The following is an 18,533-nucleotide window of genomic DNA, read 5'->3' as shown; positions in this document are numbered from 1 at the left end:
CAGTCGATTACAAGATGAACTACAGCTGCGTGGCTATCAAGCCGAAAGTAAGGCGTGATCACTCGGCCTTCACTAATAGTTGGACGGCACGACACAGCAATCGGTTCCCACGAATCACAAAAAGCAACGGCCACACTCCCCTTCGATACGGGAGCACGGCCGTTTAACTCAAACGCTTAGTGCGCTGCTACTACACCTTCGCCACGATCGCAGCGAGTTCGCCAGCGATGCGTCGCGCAGTTTCCTCCTCGGCAGCTTCCACCATCACGCGGAACAGTTCCTCAGTGCCTGAGGCACGCAACAAAACACGGCCAGTGTGGCCCAGCTCCGTCTCCGCGCGCTCGATGCCCTCAACAACCTCCACCGCGGACTCAATGCGGGTCTTGTCCTTCACAGGAACGTTGATCAGGACCTGCGGCAATACAGTCATAGCCTCAGACAGGGACTTCAGGGACAGACCGGTCTCAGCCATACGACTCATCAGCGCGAGTCCCGTCAGGGTGCCGTCACCGGTAGTACCGTGGTCAGGCATCACGATATGACCAGACTGCTCACCGCCGAGTGAGAAACCACCGGCGTTGAGGTCCTCCAGCACGTAGCGGTCACCCACCTTAGTGGTTCGCAGCTCAATCCCTGCCTCATCCATAGCCAGGCGCAGACCCAAATTACTCATGACGGTCGCAACGAGGGTGGACTTACGCAGCTCGCCATTCTCCTTCATAGCGATCGCGAGGATAGCCATAATCTGGTCACCGTCCACCACATCACCGTTAGCATCGACCGCCAAGCAGCGGTCCGCATCACCATCGTGCGACAACCCCAGATCAGCACCATGCTCACGCACCGCAGCTTGGATCTGCTCAATATGGGTAGAACCACAATTATCGTTAATGTTGTATGCATTAGGGGTGTTGTGGATGGCAATCACCTCAGCACCAGCCGCGGCATAGGCCTTCGGAGCTACTTCGCTAGCAGCGCCATTGGCGCAGTCAACAACTACCTTGATGCCATCGAGCTTGCGTGGCATCGAACGAGATAGATGGTCCAGGTAGTGGTGCTGTGCATCCAGAGCTTCCTCAATAACGCGACCGATGCCGTGTCCAGTTGGGCCCGTCTCTGGTAATTCGGCTAGTGCTTTCTCAATCTCATCCTCTACCGCGTCTGGCAGCTTGTGGCCGCCTTTGGAGAAGAACTTGATGCCGTTATCTGGCATTGGGTTATGGGAAGCAGAGATAACCACGCCCATGTCTGCGCCGTAAAAATCAGTCAGGTACGCAATAGCTGGGGTGGGCAAGACGCCAACACGAAGCACGTCAACACCACGTGAAGCCATACCCGCAGCCAAGGCCGCAGCCAACATCTCGCCAGATACGCGAGGGTCCCGGCCGATAACAGCCGTAGGGCGACGCTTCCCACTGGCAGCCTGGCCCGAGGTGAGAACGTGCGCTGCTGCAGCGCCAAGCTTCAGCGCCAGCGGTGCCGTCAAAGTTTTGTTCGCAAGGCCACGAACGCCGTCAGTTCCAAAAAGTCGAGTCATAGCTTCCATTATGCAAGACTATCGGGCCTGACTGATTCTGCATTGCCCTTATAGTCCACAGAATGAGATCAGGGCAACGTTAAGCCCCTAGAAATGACGAAAGTCGCCTCCCAATGGGAAGCGACTTTTGCACAAGCGAAAAGAAATATTAACGCTTGGAGTACTGAGGTGCACGACGTGCCTTGTGCAGACCAGCCTTCTTACGCTCAACAGCACGAGCGTCACGGGTCAGGAAGCCTGCCTTCTTCAGGGCAGCACGATCAGCAGAGTTGTAAGCGTTCAGTGCACGCGCGATAGCGAGACGGAAAGCACCTGCCTGACCGGTAGGACCACCACCAGTCAGGGTTGCGGTGATGTCGAACTGACCATCGCGGTCAATGAGAACCAGTGGAGCCTTGATCAGCTGCTGGTGCAGCTTGTTAGGGAAGTACTCCTCCAGGGTGCGACCGTTGCAGGTGAACTGGCCGGAGCCCTCAACCATGCGAACGCGCACGATAGCGCGCTTACGACGACCAACAGTCTGGATTGGGCCCTCGTGGTAAACAGGAGCAGCGGTCTCGTCAGCGGACTCAGCTGCAGGCTCAGCTACAGCATCACCGATGGTGTAGTTGAACTCCTCGGTAGCAGCAGTTGCGTGGTCGATATCGCCTGCGTTTGGCTCGATGTCGTTCTTTACGTTCTGTTCGGTCACTGTGCCACCTGCTTAATCTCGAAGGTCTCTGGCTTCTGTGCAGCGTATGGGTGCTCGGAACCTGCGTAAACGTGCAGCTTGCGAACGGAAGCGCGGCTCAGCTTGTTGTGTGGCATCATGCCACGAACGGACTCCTCGATAACTCGTGCAGAGTTGATCTCGAGGGAGCGACCAAGGGTCATGGACTTCAGACCACCTGGGTAACCAGAGTGGCGGTAGCGCATCTCGCGATCGCGCTTGTTAGAAGAAACATGTACCTTGTCAGCGTTGATGATGATGACGTGGTCACCGCAGTCAACGTTAGGTGCGAACTGTGGCTTGCCCTTGCCGCGGAGCAGGTCAGCTGCGGTTACAGCAAGACGACCCAGAACCACGTCAGTGGCGTCGATGACGTACCACTTGCGGGTAATGTCACCGCCCTTTGGGTGGTAAGTAGACACATTGACTCCTTAATAAGTCTGTCTAGTAGAACTGCCAGCCGGTGCACATCAGTAAAGCGAGTTCTCGGCGGCCGGTGGAGACCCGAGGCTTTGTTCTGCGATCACCCATACTTGATAAATGAGCAGAGTAAATCGCCCGATACACACAGAACTACAATCCTAGAGCACAACACACCCAAAACTCAATTCAAACAACAAAAAAGATTCCAGAGAATCCTCGGCAGACATGGGTAAGCGCCGTAGCAGTAGTCAGCCCAAGAAAACTCGAGGTGCCAACTGCTACGGCGTCAGAGGTTGTAGGAGGATGAGGTATATCAACAGTCACGTGTTGCTAAAAGAGCCACCTTTATTCGCTTCAAGCACTGTTGGTTTAAAGGGTGATCAGCTCCAGGAGGCTGCTGCTTGGCGGTTAACGTCCGCCATGCGATCGTTGCTGGAGCGCACCGTCTGTGCGATGGTTGCAAGGATGGTGTTCAGCTCATCTGCGGCACGGTCCCACTTTAGCTGGGCTTCTTGGTATGCCGTGCTGGATTCACCTTCCCACGATGCCGCCATTGGCTGAATGTGAGACTTGAGATCGCTGAGTAGGGAGTTGATTCGACCGCTGGTGGAGTTGATGTCTGCTGCTGCGGTCTCGATTTCTCCGAAACCGTACTTGATTTGGCTCATGAGTTTTACCTTTCAGAAATTGCCTGGTGTAGTTGGATAAAGAAGTGGCTGGGCGGTAAAGGATGTTCAGCAGTACCCAGATGGGGCGGCAAAACCAGATTCTGGGGAAATCCGTGAGTGAAGATTTGCAGGGGGCACAAGCTCTTTTGGGGAAGAGCCGGGAAACTCACGAGTTTTACACTTTTAGATAACGATATGAAGGGAAAACCCCATCATCCGTTTTGCCGATGAGTATTACGGAGCGGCTGACGTACCGCACTTTCCCGCATGTCCAGTTATGGATCCCTGATCACAGCAACTCGCCACAGAGGGGGTCACGCTGATCTCTGTTACGCAGTGGCTTTGATCTGGGCTCTATGAATGTGTGTGATTGGCCAGTTGGATTGGTTGTTACAACGCGAGGCCTTGGCCACCAACGTTGTTAAACGTTTGGGCATTGGATGCTTCTACATCCTCAAAGTGGGTGGCGTTAGAACGGATGTTGTTGCTAATGGAAGCAAGCGCCTCCTGAAGATTTCGAGCAGACCCATTCCAGCGTTCCATGAGTTGGTCAAAGCTAACCTGCGCCTGACCCACCCAAGAGCCTCGTACGGAATCAACCACACCGCGGAGGCGCGTCAGCTCTGACTGAACCTCATTATTGGTGTTGTCGACCCGACCGGCGGTTGCCAGCATGACATCTGCTTCTGTCCTGAATAGCCCGGACATAGTGTTCCTCCTTGGGAAGTAGGGATTGAGAAAAGTAAGTAACTAGTGTTGGAAAATCGCTGCGCCCCTCTCAAGGGACGCTTTCCCTATGAGGCGGCATCCGCAATGTGAGCCTTGCTCAAGGGCTCCATCACTGGCAGGTGATCTGGGGCGTCCGTTAGTTGAAGAAAGCCGGGGCGGCTCGATACTCCCCACTCCTAACGGTTCTCCCCTCACTCCTGCGTGATGTCTGTGGACACCGTCCCCTAGGAAAGAGGTGAAGGCGAACGCCGAATTTTGTTTCTTGATACTCATATGGGGCGGATACCAAGTAACGTGTTTTTCGCCTTCACCTGTATTGGACGGGACGAGCAGCCAAACGGTTCCCTATCTAGTCAAAGAATTTCTATTTTCTTACTGACCGGCACTCAGTTTCAGCGTTCTAACTGCGGTTTCACAGTCTGACTGGCGTTCAACACTTACTTGTTTTCTCCAATGACACCCCACTGACATCTGATGGCCTGCCTCACCCCACACATACCAATGCGCGGTAGAGCCATCCGATGGGTTTTCCATATAGGAGACGACATTGCGACCACCCACAAAGCTTTCGTCAGGACGCGACGCAAACGTTGAGCTGTTGGCTACCCGCTGAGCAATGTTGGCTAGGGATAGCATTCCTTCCTCCATGGGGTTGGCAGCCATGAGGATCCTAAAATCGGGGTCGTTACCCGTGAGAGTAACCAGCTCCGATTCCCCTACCTTGGTCACTTCGTAGCCAATGGGAAGTTCGATCGTTGTCCGACCTTGGGTAATGGAGACCATCTCAACAGCGTCTTTCACCGGCTCGTCCAGTCCCTTTTGCGCCTCCGAGCTAGGAGCTGGCTCTACCGATGGTGGTGCAACCTCGCCAAAGCTTTCACTGGGTGCTGCGAAGTCCTGACTCGGCGGTGCGGATTCCGGCACCGCGGCATTGTCAAGCGCCCACCAGGAAATGCCGCATACTGCTAGAACGACAATCGCTATGGCCGCATGGAATGGGTGAAAAATATGTTGAGTACGCCCGGTGCCCTCGTTCGCATCAGGTCTAGGATTGACGAGGCCGCCGGAGCGTTGATGTCCTTCATCTAATCCTTCCGAGCTCGAGAGGGAATCGACATAGTTTGCGCGTGCTCCGCTTTGCTGGAAAGCCGTAATGAGTGCAGGCCCTGCTTGTCCCGGCGCGTCAATGAGCACGTTCACGTTCGGCCAGGTCTCTGCTGCCATAACTCGCACTTGGTCCACTACGTCAGCTACTGCCCCACCTTGCTGAATTGCGCTCAAAGGGAGGTCATAGCGGTAGACGTTGTCTTCCCCCTCAAAAATGGTGGCTGCATACATTGCTGTAACCGTGATGGTTCCGGGCGGTTGCACGGCACCATCACGTCCAGGCGCTACATCTGGGGTATCAGGAGGTACAGATGGCAAGACTGGTGCAAATTCGGTCGTTGGAGTGTCATTATCCACGGCGTATGGGTTAGTGGTTAAGGATCTGTGTAGCCTTTGAGCTGGCGTTGGCGGTTGGTGCGTCACTGCTTACTGCCTCCTTGAATGGTGTCAGCCAGGCTTGTCGGCGTTGCAATATGCATCATGCCGCCGTGGGTTCCGCGCTCAATATAATTAGCGCGTCCTGGCTGGAGGTGGACAGGTTTGATGCCAAAGATCTGGCCTTCTTCTTTGTCCGCATCCAGCAGCACAACATGAGGTGTGTGATCACGGATCGCGGAGAGGAAGGGCTGGAACAGGGCGCGCCCAATGCCGCCCGCCTTGCGGGCGATCACCACGTGGAGACCAATGTCGCGCGAGTGCGGTAACAGGGCGTGGAGGGCGTGGAGGATGCCGTCGGGAAGCAAGTCATAATCCTCAATGATGAGGAAGAGTTCGGGGCCTGACCACCAGCTGCGCTCGGCAAGTTCTTGGGGAGTAATATCTGGGCCCGGCAGGCGCTCCTTCAGAGTGTGCACTAGCGCAGCGATGGTCTCCTCCGTTTGCTCGGAGTTTGCGCAGTACCCAGCGAGCATTTCAGCCGCGATGGCGCCGAGATGACTGCGCCGATAATCCACCATGATGATTCGGGCGTTGTCTCTTCCTAGGTCCGTTATGCCCTCGATAATTGTTCTGATTGCGGTGGTTTTGCCGCTGCCTTGTCCGCCCACCACAACCATGTGCTGGCTATGGGAAAGGTCCCACGTAACGGGAGCCAAGCGTGGCCCGCCCACCCCCAGCGGAATCTGGTTCTTGCTTAGCGACGCCCCCAGGGCTGCAATGACCTCCGCACGCTCAATCGCGTGCGGCAACAGCCGGAGCGCTGGGACCGGATCTTGCGATCCGGTGACGTTTCGAACGTGCTGCTGATCCTGCACAGAGGACAACGCGATGAGCATGTACTCTTTGGCCTCTGTCAGTCCTAGGCCAGCTCGTGCGGGTAGCTTCTGTTGAGCCTTCCTATCCACCACGGAGTCCAGTGATTCACCAAGCTTGAGCTCAATTCGGGTAGTGATCAGATCCCTGACCGCTGGACGGATAGCAGTCCACCGCACGGTGGAAACCAGCAAGTGAACGCGCGCTGCTAGGCCCTCACTGGCGATAAAGTTCAGCTTATCTGCGAGGTCTTCGTACTCTTTGATGAGCACGTGCCAGCCATCGATAATGACAAATGTGTGACGGTCTTCGGGCTCATCAATAAGTCCACAGACTTCATCCACGAGGCGTCGCACTTTCTCATTCTCATTCTTCCGAGCCACTCCCGCGGTATGAGGAAGGTTATCCAACCCAGAGAGGATGGATGAGGACATGTCCAAGATATAGAAACGGATCTGCTGCGTTGTGTGCGTCAGGGACAATGACAATGCCAAGGAGTGCAGTGCAGTGGTCTTGCCAGTTTGAGGAGCGCCACACACAGCCACATGCCCATTTTGACCAGAAAGATCCACCACAAGCGGATCTTGGCGTTGCTGGTGAGGACGGTCAATAATGCCAATTGCGGCGCACAGCATTCCCACCGGCGCCACTACGTTGGCTAACGGTATCTCCTTAGGTAGCGGTGGCAACCACACTTGGTGGGCCTTCATGTTCCGCTCTGCGGCGACCTCGGTTGTGGCTTCCACTACCGCATCAACAAGTGTGAATCCGCGCGGATCCATGACCTCGTCCACGTTCGTTTCGATCACTAGGTCATCCCAACTGTTGAACAGGCGCACACCGCCACCAGACGCAGTAGTAACGTGCTCTTGCTTGCTCACCATCATCGGCCCAGAGACATATGAGGTTCTGAACCTAGTCAGCTCCTCGGATCCCGATTTCAAGAAACCTGCGCCCGGCTTGCTCGGAAGGTTGTAGGCATCGGGGACTCCTAATACCTGTCGTGATTCCGAGGCGGAGAACGTCTTGAGACCAATGCGGTAGCTCAAGTGCGAATCCAAACCACGCAGTCTTCCTTCCTCCAACCGTTGAGACGCCAACAACAGGTGAATCTGCAGGCTGCGCCCCAACCGGCCCACTGCAACGAAAAGATCCGCAAAGTCCGGATGCTGCCCCAGCAACTCGGAGAACTCATCAACCACAATGAACAAGGCAGGCAGAGGTGGCAGTGTCGGGTCATTCTTGCGGGCCGCATTGTAATCCGTCGCATTGGCAAAGTTACCCGCCTTACGCAACAGCTCTTGACGCCTGGTCATCTCGCCCGCAATCGCATCGTGCATGCGCTCAACCAGGATAGATTCCTCTTCCAAGTTGGTGATCACCGCGGAGGTGTGCGGTAGACCGTCCAAGCCTAGGAATGTCGCGCCACCCTTAAAGTCCACCAAAACCAGATTCAAATCATCTGGGCTGTGCGTGCTCGCTAGGGCTACCACCAATGTCCTGAGAAGCTCCGATTTACCAGAACCAGTGGCACCCACGCACAGTCCATGCGGCCCGATGCCACCCTGTGCGGATTCCTTAATATCAATCACGATGGGCGTGGAATGCTGTGTGAGGCCAATGGGCACGCTGAGCCTTCTCTGGCCACGAGGCTGCCACAAGCCACGCACCGCATCTGCATTCATCTCATTGACGCCCAAGAGTTTGCGCAGGTCCATTGATGATGCACTGGACTCGTTATCCGCACGGCGGTACTTTGTCATGGCCCGCGCTAACGTTCCCGCTTCATCCAAAGTGATCAAATCGGGTGTAGCAATGTCTTCTACTCCCGCCTCAGTCTCTACACCCAACTGCTCATCGGCATGGAGAACCAACCCCTCATATTCCGCCCAACTACGAAGCGAGCTGGCTGGCCGGGACCCGACATCGATGATGCAAGAGTATTTGCCCGTCATCAAGGCTTGGTCAACGTCCACCGTCTCATCAACGATCAAAACCCTAAAAGCCGCCGATTCGGGGTCCTTTGTATGGGGGAGCCATTTCGCCCACAACTGATCTCTCCCCAATGCTGTAACACCTACGGTTTCCGGGCCGTGGTGAAATACCAACTGCAAGGTGATTGCGCGTGCCACCTCCGCAGCATGCTCACCCGTGATGGACAACACCGGAAAAGCACTGAGTTCGAGCACAACGGGAATGTCTCCAACGTGCCCCACGTTGCGAACCACTTGGCGCAAACTCACGGCGCACACTGGGTCTAAGTCCTCCGCAGCACCTGGATCCCCCACCACGATGGGAGTGCACAGCTCTGTCGTACCCACACCTACCCGAACCGCGAACGCATCAGGGCATTCACTGCTTCTCTCCCACATCCGGTGAGTGCCTACTTGAGACCACAAGTAGCGTGGATCTGGGTGAAAGAAGAGCTGATGGGTTCGTTGTGCTTTCGCGTTGGCCACGGCCTTTTGACGCAGGGAACCGAGGTGACGCAGATATGTTCTGCGAAGCTCGTCGGTGTCTTCACCAGGTTGCGGGGAAAACATCATCAGCATGCTCATTCCCATCATGAGTGGGAAAACCATCATCATGGGATTGAGGGAGCCACCTGATAGGACCATTAATCCCACCATGGCCACAACCGCGACAATCATGATGACTGGCATGAGCGCACGAAGAAGTGGAACAGGTTGTGGCTTCACTGCCTCAGGAACCGCCTCAGCAACCAACTGACCGCTGGGAAGTGGTGGTGCGGGCTCCCGCTCGCGGCTGGACACAACAGGAACGAGACCTGAGACTAGGCAGGAGGTCTCTGCGACGTGATGGTTTAATGGCTCTCCACGGCCGTGTGATGTAGGGGCTGGGTGCGCAGACGCTTCTAAGCCGTTCGAAATAGCTAGGTCCGCTGGCAACTCAGCAATGGACGATCGGTGTTCTGTGCTCATGTTTCGGGGAGGTCTTTCATTTCGCTTCAGAGGCACATGACTTTCGGAAAAGCCATTACCGCATGAAATAAGGACCTTGGCGTAACTACCTTGTGGGCAATAACGGCAAGGTGCCACCCCGAAGATATTTTTCAGAAATGTGCGCTGATTCCTAGTGAGCGCTAGGTAATGCAGGAACTTCTGAGTAAGTACTTCAGATGATTCCGTCCAACACGGAACTAGGAGCAAGTGTAAAGCAATTTATATAAATGCAAAAGACTTTCCACGTAATTATTCTGCATGTATCATGTTCACTGAGCTCGCGGTACTGAATTCGGCAGCATTGGGGTGCTGCATAAATCTGAATTTTCCAACAGCTATTTCAGGGGACACTTCGTAGAGGAAACTCACTCTCATTTTCGCGCGCATGACGCGTGGATAGTAAGTAGTGAGGTGTGTTCATCAATGACCCTGATTGATCATGTTCTTCGTGTCCATGTACGCGTTGATTTTGGCGGTGACGTTGAAACAATCCGTTCAGGTACGGATATGTGTTTGCCTGCCACATCTAGCTTGGCGGAAACCCTGCCAGATATTCTCTCCTTAGTTAATGCGCCCAACATCACGGTCCCTTGGGAGGGATTCACCGGCTCTGGCACCAAGATTGACCCAGGCAAGCCACTTCATACCCAAGGGCTTACCCAAGGCAGTGTGCTGATTATTGCTCCACAGCGGCCAGCTCCTGCGATGATCGCTAAGGATTCAGCAGAAGCCCTTTCTGACTTATCCCAAGTTGCACCACAACCTAGTGGCACCCAAGACGTTGCAGCTGTGGCCGGCTTCATCGGCTTAGCCGTTGCATTCCTTCTAGCCCCCATTCCTGCCGTGGGCAACACGTGGCGCTGCCTCCTTCTCATCATCACAGCCACAGCCGTTTTGAGCTGGCGCCGGAACTCAGCTTTATTTGTATCCACCGTCGCATTCGCCGGCGCATCAGCATGGTGGGCAGTGCTCTCCCCAGGAGATAGCCTAATAACCGCGGTGCGTAACACGGTCTCGCCCACCGATGGTGGCCTAGCAATGCTCAGCGCCGGAGCCGCGATGATTACAATCAGCGTGGTTTTGCAGGTCCTGCGGAAGCACCACCTCAGTGTTTTCAGTGCGTGCTGCACTACCGGTGCTCTTACAGTGGCTTCGGCGCCAGGGGCATGGATCTTTACCCCGGGGTTCAATATCGCTCGCTATGGATGGGTTTTCTCCGTGGCCGGTTGTGGAATCACAGTTGCCCTCTTACTCTTGGCCTTCTCCCCCACCATTTCGTGTGGTTTCGCTGGGCTGAAGGTTCCCCGCCTGCCGAGCGCCGGACAGGACTTATCCATCAGTGACAAGACCCCATCGAACCCGGACGAGCAGGCACAGCGGGCAGCTCACATTTTGGATGGCATGCTCGCTGGCCTAGCTGGTTTTATGATTCCGGCATTGTGCGCTGTTGGCATTTCTGGTGGCGGTTTCAACCAGGCACTGTGTATCACCGCCGGCGCAAGCGTGTTAATTCATGCCCATCGCCACTACCGCACCGTGGCTGTGTGGGCTACTTGGCTCATCGGGCTTACCGCGCTGATCTGCTGTGCAATAGCCGCCGACAATCAGTCACCTCCCATGCTCATCATCGCCTGCCTAGCCTGCGCCGTACTGGCTTCCTCACCCCTGTGGTCAACCAAGATATCCGCGCTCGAGCCCACCACGATTGTGTGGATTGAACGCCTAGAGTCACTATGCATCGCGGCGTCAGTTCCACTGGCCCTCCACATTGCCGGCACCTTCATCTTGATCCGTGGACTAGGTTAGGAATCACCATGGTAGCTAGAACATGCGCCCGCCGAGTCATCGCGACCGCGATGACGTTTCTTATCACGTTGTCTTTTCCCACCCCACTGGCCCTCTCTCAGGAGGCGCCTCAAGGCAGCCCGGAGGATGCCGAGATTGAATGCATCACGTTGGAGGGAGCTACGGATCGCACGATACTGGCCCAGGCAGCAGTTGGCGATGAGTACCGCAACGCCCATAAGTTGGCCACTGGATCAGGAGTGCGGGTTGCGGTGATTGACACAGGCGTAGCTCGTCATCCGCGATTGGGACCGGTGGAAGACGGTGGCAACTTAGTAGAGGATTCCTTCGACGGCTACTTCGATTGCGACGCGCACGGGACAATCGTTGCCAGTGTCATCGCAGCCCGAGACACCGGTGATGGCATCGTTGGAGTAGCCCCAGATTCCACCGTCATCTCCATTAGGCAGTCATCTTCTCTCCACCGACGCGCCGGTGACCAATCCAGTGGATCGCTCCAAACGCTCATCGATGCCATCCACGTTGCGCTAGATAAGAAAGCTGACGTCATCAACGTCTCTGTCGTCTCATGTATCCCACCCACAGCAGCCGCAGTAGACACAAGCGGCCTTGACGCCGCACTCGCACGTGCCGAGCGACAAGGGACAGTGGTTGTATCAGCCGCAGGCAATGAATCTTCCCAGTGCCCACAAGGATCGACGGTCTACCCGGCGCACCATGACCAGGTGGTGGGTGTGGCCGCCTATGAAGACCCAGCAACGATTGCGGACTATTCCATTAGCTCCCCATGGACTCGACTCAGTGCACCTGGATTGGTGCACACCGCGCTCTCCCCTGATTCCCGCGGGCTTGCCTCAGGAACCACACACAACGGGAGCGTAAGCAATTTCTCTGGCACTAGCTTCGCTGCACCCTATGTTGCCGGAACAGTAGCGTTGATGAAGCAGCGTGCGCCCAGAGCCTCCGCGGCCGATATCAGGAGGGTTCTGTATGAATCCGTTGATCCGCTAACCGGCGCAGTGTCGCCTGAAGTAGCGGTATCCATGATGGCGGATGAAACACCCCCTACACACGCAGTTGTCATCTCTGCTCAGGATAGACACCAACCGCCTACGTTGAGGAATACGGTTGCACTGTTATCGGCCATCGCGGTTTTCTTCTTGCTGCTGACTATAGCTCTAGGTAGAAAAAGGAAGCGTAACTAGGAAGCTTTTTCAAAGTTGGTGAATGCCTCAATTACCGGATCCAGCGCTGGGAGTTTGTCAAAGTACCACATGCCGTACATGGTGGAACCCACCACCACCCATACGCATCCACAGATCAGGAAAATGACAAGGTAGCGCGTTGCTGTGCTCTTACTCTTGTACCAGTCAAAAAACTGTTCGTACTTTTTAATGCCCCACTCCATGAGATGATGCGCCCAGTGGACTTCCAGCGACAGGATGCCCACGCCTACGAAAACGGTGAACCACCCCGGACCGGGAAAGGGGATGGTAACGAGACCGAATACAGTGACGATCCAACCAATGACAAGCACCGCTGGGCGTATCAAAAAACCGAAGCGCATCTGCTTCAAGGCTTGATGGCGTTGTTCGATAGCAGCTACTTTTTTCGCAACTGCATCGCGCATGGAGGACATACGGAGGTCGAGATCTTTCTGTTAGAAGTGACCAGAAGCAGTGGAATGCTGGTTCCAGAGATTCTTCCCCATCCTACCAACTATCAGTACACGCCGGTTGCGTTAGTAAAGCGGCCTTACTGCGTTCTCTCGTGACAAAACAGTGCCCTCCGGAAGCAGCCTCAACAGCACCCATGGGATATCTTGGGTTTGGTTCACACCCAAAGCGGTGTATTCCGCATCGCTTTTTATTTGGTGCCGCAGACCCGTTTCAGCGATGAGGTGGTTGCCAGCACCTGTGTTGACTGCGATGGAGCGCCCGGGACCAACGAAGTGCGTGGCAACCGAATCACCGCCTAGTGCCGCAGCTTTCTCCATTACCTGGGTACCCATTCCCACCAGCTGACCTTGCTCGTTCACGCAGACGGTGGTGGTACGAGGATCCTTCAGCTCTACCTTTTTGCTAGGCATAGACATCACTAGAGTTAGGTCATCTTTCTGATTGACGTCCGCCATCTTCACCCTGACCTGCTCGTACTCTAAACTCTCAAGGATCCGGAACTGTAGTTCGCTCAAGCGAGCGACGGAGTTTTGGTAGTACAACCAACTGCCCGTGGAAGAGTGTTCACCGGTGGACCAGACTTGGGCGTCACGTGGTGGTAGTGCAAACTCCGGTAGTTCTTTGATAGCTGCTAGTACATCCGCAGGTGGAGTCCACAAGGTGGTGTTCGCGTCCATACCTAGTTCACGGCGAACTACACGCCCCTCTGGAGAATCCGCGGCGGGAAGCTTCATTCGACCTTCCGATGTAACCAAGTAGTCAGTGTCTACACCGTTGTTGTCCACGCGCGCAATGAACGCGCCCGCATCAAAACTACGGGAGCTTGCTTGATCATCGATCACAAAAACGATCCTGTCTGGAGCCTCATCAAGGCGATTCTCCCGTTTGTGAGGCTCAACGCAGGCAAACCATTCCAGATCCGGCAATACCGATTGATCCCCGATGATCGATGGGGCGTCCACAATCCCTACTGGGACTGATTTAGGCATGAGGGAGAGAATGTCATCATCGGCCTTGGCGGGATCTTCAGCCTGGCCGCTGACCAGCCGCGCGGACGCCAGATTGCTTACTGGGTGATAGGCATCCTCCACACGGACGAACAACTGCCCAGATTCAGCGGCAATAATGGCGGCGTCACCGGGGTTTGCTTGCGGGGCAAATATCGCCATTGCGCCAGCACCGACGCCAATGAGCGCAGCACCGGCGATACCGAATGTTAGTGCTCGTTTGCGCCGCGCCAGCGGATCATGGATCATGCGGATATCGCCCATGACCAGCCCGTGTTCCACGCGCCGCTTAAGAAATTTGTGTCCGGATACTTGGGCTTTAGTGGTGGGGTTGAGTTCTCCCATAGCGTTGAGGTCCTTTTAGCTACGCATAAGCTTCCAATCCCCTCACCCCGGTTAGGCATGCAGGATGAAGGGCGTGACCCCGTTTCATGATTTTCAGTAACGCTAGATCCCCAAAATATATAGCGCACGAAATCACTGTAAACATTACTACTTGGTAATGATGTTTTCCAGCATACTTAACGGCTCGGGTGCTGCCCCGGTACGGTCGTGGCACTGACCTTGTGAGGATCCCTATTACTTGCCGACATCCCCACCGTCACGCATGGCCCGTGTTTCCTGAGCCCGCGCGGCTAGTTGATTATCCTCCGGATAATCAACCTGCACCAGAGACAACCCGTTGCCCGGGGCAACGGGGACCCGAGAAGACCTCGTGGTTTCGTCGAGAAGCCCAAGGGCAAAGCCCTCCTCCCGCTTTCCTTCCCCAGCCACCAAACATGCCCCGACGAGAGAACGCACCATGGACCAGCAGAAAGCATCAGCTACTACATGCGCCTCATAAACCTGAGGCTCTAAAGCTGTTGAGCCATCCTTCCATTCAAACTTCTGGAGTTCACGAATAGTAGTTGCCCCCTCGCGGTACTTGCAGAAAGCCGCAAAATCATGCAGCCCCACCAGCACATCTGCGGTAGCCTGCATAACACCCAGATCAACATCGTGTGGCCATACCGCCGTATCGACCGTGCGAGTAGGAAGCGCTCCCCTATCAGCCGTAGTAATGCGGTAGACGTAATGCCGTCTCAGAGCAGAGAAGCGGGCATCGAAACCCTCTGGGGCGAATTCGCATCGATGCACACGCACGTCCTGGGGAAGAAGGCGCGCGAGCCTACGCACCAATCGCGATGGATCACCATCAATCGAACGCGTATCAAGCGCCGCTCGAGGGATATCGAAGTGCGCAACCTGGCCAGCAGCGTGCACCCCCGCATCAGTCCTGCCAGCAACGGTCAGTTCAATCGGGTGGCGCAGGATCAGTGAAAGAGCATCCTCCAAGACCTTCTGAACAGTGCGCAGATCAGAGCTACCCTGACGCGCCCAGCCGTGGAAATTGGCCCCGTTGTAGGCCAAATCCAGGCGAATACGGACATCGTCCTCGCTACCCACTGGAGACGTTTGTTCTTCCACGCTGGCCCTTTCCCATCAACAATCCGCGACATCAACCTGTGGAAGTTTACCAGCTAGCAATGAGAAAACACCGAGTCACTCCTAAGAAGCAACCCGGTGCCATTGCGTGTACTTCAGGCCTCGCCAGGACATAGCACGCCATGAGCGTTACGGCTCCATAACCCTCATCGCACTCTGTCTCTTACCGTTTAGTGCATTACTGTATGGGCATCACAACTGGCACTACGGCCACGGCCGACCAAGTACCCAGCAAGAAGGGCACCGAAACAGTCAGTACCCTACTGCTCGCAGGTACTGAGCCCAACGGCCTTGTACAGCGGGCAAAAACCTACAGCAGAGGTAACGCCCAAAACTGCAGATACTCCTAGTAGTCCCTTACCTACGGCGGTTTTTGGACCTGGCCCCGCAAGGGCAGTAATCGCAAGCAAACCCGATCCCACTGCACGTGCTATGCGGTCTGTAGATGATTCATTCTTCTGCATGTTCTACTCCTAACTATTCTTGTTCACGTCCGTGACATCAAGACTTACAGGTATTAACCCCAAAAACCTTATAAAGCGGACAAATTCCCGCGATTGCGGTCACAGCCATGACCGCGGCAACGATGTAGGCAACTACGGACCAGACACCGCTGAGAACATAAACCCCTAAGACAACAGCGACGGCCGCAATGACAACGCGAATACCACGGTCTAGCAGAGACTCATTCTTTCCCATACGTGCATTGTAACCACCTAAGGCACGATGCATTTGGGTATGTAGGGAGTAAAAACTCACACTGAAAAAACAAAGATCCGCACGTTCGTAATAGAACGTGCGGATCCTAGGAAGCTAGAACTTCAAGGGAAGATGAATTACTTCTCTTCTTCCTTGGTCTCCTCAGCAGCCTCAACCTCAGCCTCTTCAGCCTTGGTCTCCTCTACCTCAGCCTCAGCCTCAGCTGGAGCAGACTCTTCCTCTGCCTTCTTGGAAGCAGCAGCGCGGGTAGCGCGGGTTGCCTCGGCAGAAACGGTCTCTTCAAGAACGAGGGAGATCTGGCTCATAGGAGCGTTGTCGCCCTTGCGGTTCTCGAGCTTGATGATGCGGGTGTAGCCACCGTTGCGGTTCTCGAACTTTGGAGCAAGTTCGTTGAACAGGTACTCAACTACGTCCTTGTTAGGAACGAGCTTGAGAACGTTGCGACGGTCAGCGACAGAGCCGCCCTTTGCCTTGGTGATCAGCTTCTCTGCGTATGGACGCAGCATCTTAGCCTTGGCATCGGTGGTCTTGATGGCACCGTGCTCGAACAGCTGTGCCGCGAGGTTAGACAGAATGTGCTTCTGGTGGCTCGCGGAACCGCCGAGACGGGCGCCCTTCTTAGGGGTAGGCATGGTGTACTCCTCGTGTACGGATTTTTGTGAGCGCTGGCTACCTGGTAGTCACCGGTAACCTTAGATTGTTTTACTCGGAATCTTCCGCATCCACATCGACGTAGTCGCCGGTTTCAGCGTCGTAACCTTCCAACTGCGTTGGGTCGAAATCCTCTGGCGCATCCTTCAAGGTAAGACCCAAGCCAGCAAGCTTGATCTTTACCTCATTGATGGACTTCTGGCCGAAGTTGCGGATATCCAGCAGATCAGATTCAGTGCACTCTGCGAGCTCACCAACAGTGTGGATTTCCTGGCGCTTCAGGCAGTTGTAGGAACGAACAGAGAAGTTCAGGTCCTCAATTGGCATACCGTAAGCAGCGATGTACTCGGTCTCCTGTGGGGAAGGACCGATCTCGATGCCTTCAGCAGAGGTGTTCAGCTCACGAGCGAGACCGAACAGCTCAACCAAGGTCTTGCCAGCAGAAGCAAGTGCGTCACGTGGAGCAATGGAGTTCTTGGTTTCAACATCGATGATCAGCTTATCGAAGTCGGTACGCTGCTCGACACGAGTAGCCTCAACCTTGTAGCTAACCTTCAGTACTGGGGAGTAAATCTGATCAACTGGGATACGGCCGATCTCGTTAGCTCCGGAGTACAGGGTTGCAGGAACGTAGCCACGGCCACGCTCAACAACCATTTCGATTTCCAAGCGACCCTGCTCATTAAGGGTTGCAATGTGCAGGTCTGGGTTGTGCACCTCAACACCAGCTGGTGGCTCAATAGCCGCAGCAGTGACCTGACCTGGACCCTCAGCGCGTAGGTACATGACAACTGGCTCATCTGAGTCAGAAGAAAGTACCAAGCCCTTGATGTTCAGGATGATGTCAGAGACGTCTTCCTTTACACCAGAAATCGTAGTGAACTCATGGAGAACACCGTCGATCTTGACGCTGGTTACTGCTGCACCAGGAATGGAGGACAGCAGGGTGCGACGCAGCGAGTTACCAAGGGTGTAGCCAAAGCCTGGCTCCAGTGGCTCAATGGTGAACTTGGAGCGTGCGTTATCGACAACCTCTTCGGTAAGGGTTGGGCGCTGAGAAATGAGCATTTATGTCTCCTTGTGTGACGACCGCTATCTGACGTCTTAAGAATGCAAAAGGATGGATATGAGGAAGATTCCTGTTTGAGCAACGCCTGGGGCATTGCAAGCAAACTGAAATTACTTCGAGTAAAGCTCGACGATGAGCTGCTCCTGCAGCGGAACGTCGATCTGAGCGCGCTCGGGCAGCTGGTGCACGAGGATGCGCAGGGTTGCTGGAACAACCTGGAGCCATGCAGGTACTACTGCATCGAGAAGGTTGTCCTGAGCCTCTTCGAACCACATCATCTTCTGAGACTTCTCACGAACGTCGATGATGTCGTACTGGGAGACCTTGTAAGAAGGAACGTTAACCTTCTTGCCGTTTACGGTGAAGTGGCCGTGGGAGACCAGCTGACGAGCCTGGCGGCGGGTACGTGCCAGACCTGCACGGTAAACAACGTTGTCCAGACGGGACTCCAGAAGGATAACCAAGTTCTCACCAGTCTTGCCTGGGAGGCGGTTAGCTTCTGCGTAGTAACGACGGAACTGCTTCTCAAGAACACCGTAGGTGTACTTTGCCTTCTGCTTCTCCTGGAGCTGCAGCAGGTACTCAGATTCCTTGATGCGGTTGCGGCCGGCCTGTCCTGGTGGGTATGGGCGGCGCTCGAATGCCATGTCTCCGCCGACGAGGTCGACGCGGAGGCGGCGGGACTTACGGGTTGCTGGGCCAGTGTAACGAGCCATAGTAAGTTACCTT

Annotated in this window: 17 protein-coding genes; 2 read left to right on the top strand and 15 right to left on the bottom strand. The window is 55.2% G+C overall.

Features of this window, described 5'->3' with window-relative positions:
* Window positions 1-190 precede the first annotated feature (190 nt).
* The 7 genes from glmM to eccCa form a co-directional block, all read right to left on the bottom strand.
* The gene (gene glmM / locus ACXM2N_RS02125; protein WP_458489560.1) at window positions 191-1,537 is read right to left on the bottom strand and encodes a phosphoglucosamine mutase; all 1,347 of its coding nucleotides are present in this window, start codon (window positions 1,535-1,537) and stop codon (window positions 191-193) included.
* A gap of 148 nt (window positions 1,538-1,685) precedes the next feature.
* The gene (gene rpsI, locus ACXM2N_RS02120; RefSeq protein WP_458489558.1) at window positions 1,686-2,228 is read right to left on the bottom strand and encodes a 30S ribosomal protein S9; all 543 of its coding nucleotides are present in this window, start codon (window positions 2,226-2,228) and stop codon (window positions 1,686-1,688) included.
* The gene (rplM, locus tag ACXM2N_RS02115; RefSeq protein WP_458489556.1) at window positions 2,225-2,668 is read right to left on the bottom strand and encodes a 50S ribosomal protein L13; all 444 of its coding nucleotides are present in this window, start codon (window positions 2,666-2,668) and stop codon (window positions 2,225-2,227) included. The genes rpsI and rplM overlap by 4 nt, the downstream gene beginning before the upstream one ends.
* 381 nt (window positions 2,669-3,049) lie before the next feature.
* Window positions 3,050-3,337, bottom strand: coding sequence for a WXG100 family type VII secretion target (locus ACXM2N_RS02110; RefSeq protein ID WP_458489554.1), 288 nt, complete (start codon window positions 3,335-3,337; stop codon window positions 3,050-3,052).
* A gap of 390 nt (window positions 3,338-3,727) precedes the next feature.
* Window positions 3,728-4,045, bottom strand: coding sequence for a WXG100 family type VII secretion target (locus tag ACXM2N_RS02105; protein WP_458489552.1), 318 nt, complete (start codon window positions 4,043-4,045; stop codon window positions 3,728-3,730).
* 393 nt (window positions 4,046-4,438) lie between these two features.
* Window positions 4,439-5,530: a type VII secretion-associated protein gene (locus ACXM2N_RS02100; RefSeq protein WP_458489550.1), complete on the bottom strand. Its 1,092-nt coding sequence runs from the start codon at window positions 5,528-5,530 to the stop codon at window positions 4,439-4,441.
* 62 nt (window positions 5,531-5,592) lie between these two features.
* A complete protein-coding gene (gene eccCa / locus ACXM2N_RS02095) occupies window positions 5,593-9,366 on the bottom strand; it encodes a type VII secretion protein EccCa (RefSeq protein WP_458489548.1) in 3,774 nt (1,257 codons plus the stop codon).
* 444 nt (window positions 9,367-9,810) lie between these two features.
* Between eccCa and eccD the strand changes: the two genes are divergently transcribed.
* Window positions 9,811-11,193, top strand: a complete 1,383-nt coding sequence (gene eccD / locus ACXM2N_RS02090) for a type VII secretion integral membrane protein EccD (RefSeq protein ID WP_458489546.1) — start codon at window positions 9,811-9,813, stop codon at window positions 11,191-11,193.
* An 8-nt stretch (window positions 11,194-11,201) separates the two neighbouring features.
* Complete coding sequence (mycP, locus tag ACXM2N_RS02085) at window positions 11,202-12,398, top strand: type VII secretion-associated serine protease mycosin (RefSeq protein WP_458489544.1); 1,197 nt, start codon at window positions 11,202-11,204, stop codon at window positions 12,396-12,398.
* Here the strand turns inward: mycP and ACXM2N_RS02080 are convergent.
* The 8 genes from ACXM2N_RS02080 to rpsD all read right to left on the bottom strand — a co-directional run bounded on the left by ACXM2N_RS02080 (window position 12,395) and on the right by rpsD (window position 18,520).
* Window positions 12,395-12,823 carry a TIGR02611 family protein gene (locus tag ACXM2N_RS02080; protein WP_458489542.1) on the bottom strand — a complete coding sequence of 143 codons (429 nt, stop codon included), beginning with the start codon at window positions 12,821-12,823 and terminating at the stop codon, window positions 12,395-12,397. The genes mycP and ACXM2N_RS02080 overlap by 4 nt on opposite strands.
* A gap of 111 nt (window positions 12,824-12,934) precedes the next feature.
* Window positions 12,935-14,224, bottom strand: a complete 1,290-nt coding sequence (gene eccB / locus ACXM2N_RS02075; protein ID WP_458489540.1) for a type VII secretion protein EccB — start codon at window positions 14,222-14,224, stop codon at window positions 12,935-12,937.
* Window positions 14,225-14,458: 234 nt separating this feature from the next.
* Window positions 14,459-15,346 (bottom strand): tRNA pseudouridine(38-40) synthase TruA, encoded by an 888-nt coding sequence (truA, locus tag ACXM2N_RS02070; protein ID WP_458489538.1) that lies wholly within the window; start codon window positions 15,344-15,346, stop codon window positions 14,459-14,461.
* Between the two features lie 278 nt (window positions 15,347-15,624).
* Window positions 15,625-15,828 carry a YgaP family membrane protein gene (locus ACXM2N_RS02065; RefSeq protein ID WP_458489536.1) on the bottom strand — a complete coding sequence of 68 codons (204 nt, stop codon included), beginning with the start codon at window positions 15,826-15,828 and terminating at the stop codon, window positions 15,625-15,627.
* Window positions 15,829-15,865: 37 nt separating this feature from the next.
* Window positions 15,866-16,063, bottom strand: a complete 198-nt coding sequence (locus ACXM2N_RS02060; protein WP_458489534.1) for a YgaP family membrane protein — start codon at window positions 16,061-16,063, stop codon at window positions 15,866-15,868.
* Window positions 16,064-16,200: 137 nt separating this feature from the next.
* Window positions 16,201-16,716 (bottom strand): 50S ribosomal protein L17, encoded by a 516-nt coding sequence (rplQ, locus tag ACXM2N_RS02055; RefSeq protein WP_458489532.1) that lies wholly within the window; start codon window positions 16,714-16,716, stop codon window positions 16,201-16,203.
* A gap of 70 nt (window positions 16,717-16,786) precedes the next feature.
* On the bottom strand, window positions 16,787-17,803 hold the full coding sequence (locus ACXM2N_RS02050; protein ID WP_458489530.1) for a DNA-directed RNA polymerase subunit alpha: 1,017 nt from the start codon (window positions 17,801-17,803) through the stop codon (window positions 16,787-16,789).
* A gap of 111 nt (window positions 17,804-17,914) precedes the next feature.
* Complete coding sequence (gene rpsD / locus ACXM2N_RS02045; protein WP_458489528.1) at window positions 17,915-18,520, bottom strand: 30S ribosomal protein S4; 606 nt, start codon at window positions 18,518-18,520, stop codon at window positions 17,915-17,917.
* Between the last annotated feature and the right edge of the window lie 13 nt (window positions 18,521-18,533).

The sequence above is a fragment of the Corynebacterium sp. ZY180755 genome, assembly GCF_054331495.1.
Note: the sequence above shows the minus strand (reverse complement) of the source record. Positions and strands in the feature narration are given on the sequence as shown.

Excerpts from the sequence above, each read along its gene's own strand:
- rpsD (WP_458489528.1), bottom strand. The coding sequence starts at position 18,520 with ATGGCTCGTTACACTGGCCCAGCAACCCGTAAGTCCCGCCGCCTCCGC.
- eccD (WP_458489546.1), top strand. The coding sequence starts at position 9,811 with ATGACCCTGATTGATCATGTTCTTCGTGTCCATGTACGCGTTGATTTT.
- eccCa (WP_458489548.1), bottom strand. The coding sequence starts at position 9,366 with ATGAGCACAGAACACCGATCGTCCATTGCTGAGTTGCCAGCGGACCTA.
- ACXM2N_RS02065 (WP_458489536.1), bottom strand. The coding sequence starts at position 15,828 with ATGCAGAAGAATGAATCATCTACAGACCGCATAGCACGTGCAGTGGGA.
- ACXM2N_RS02080 (WP_458489542.1), bottom strand. The coding sequence starts at position 12,823 with ATGCGCGATGCAGTTGCGAAAAAAGTAGCTGCTATCGAACAACGCCAT.
- ACXM2N_RS02050 (WP_458489530.1), bottom strand. The coding sequence starts at position 17,803 with ATGCTCATTTCTCAGCGCCCAACCCTTACCGAAGAGGTTGTCGATAAC.
- ACXM2N_RS02060 (WP_458489534.1), bottom strand. The coding sequence starts at position 16,063 with ATGGGAAAGAATGAGTCTCTGCTAGACCGTGGTATTCGCGTTGTCATT.
- ACXM2N_RS02105 (WP_458489552.1), bottom strand. The coding sequence starts at position 4,045 with ATGTCCGGGCTATTCAGGACAGAAGCAGATGTCATGCTGGCAACCGCC.
- rplQ (WP_458489532.1), bottom strand. The coding sequence starts at position 16,716 with ATGCCTACCCCTAAGAAGGGCGCCCGTCTCGGCGGTTCCGCGAGCCAC.
- glmM (WP_458489560.1), bottom strand. The coding sequence starts at position 1,537 with ATGACTCGACTTTTTGGAACTGACGGCGTTCGTGGCCTTGCGAACAAA.
- mycP (WP_458489544.1), top strand. The coding sequence starts at position 11,202 with ATGGTAGCTAGAACATGCGCCCGCCGAGTCATCGCGACCGCGATGACG.
- ACXM2N_RS02110 (WP_458489554.1), bottom strand. The coding sequence starts at position 3,337 with ATGAGCCAAATCAAGTACGGTTTCGGAGAAATCGAGACCGCAGCAGCA.
- eccB (WP_458489540.1), bottom strand. The coding sequence starts at position 14,224 with ATGGGAGAACTCAACCCCACCACTAAAGCCCAAGTATCCGGACACAAA.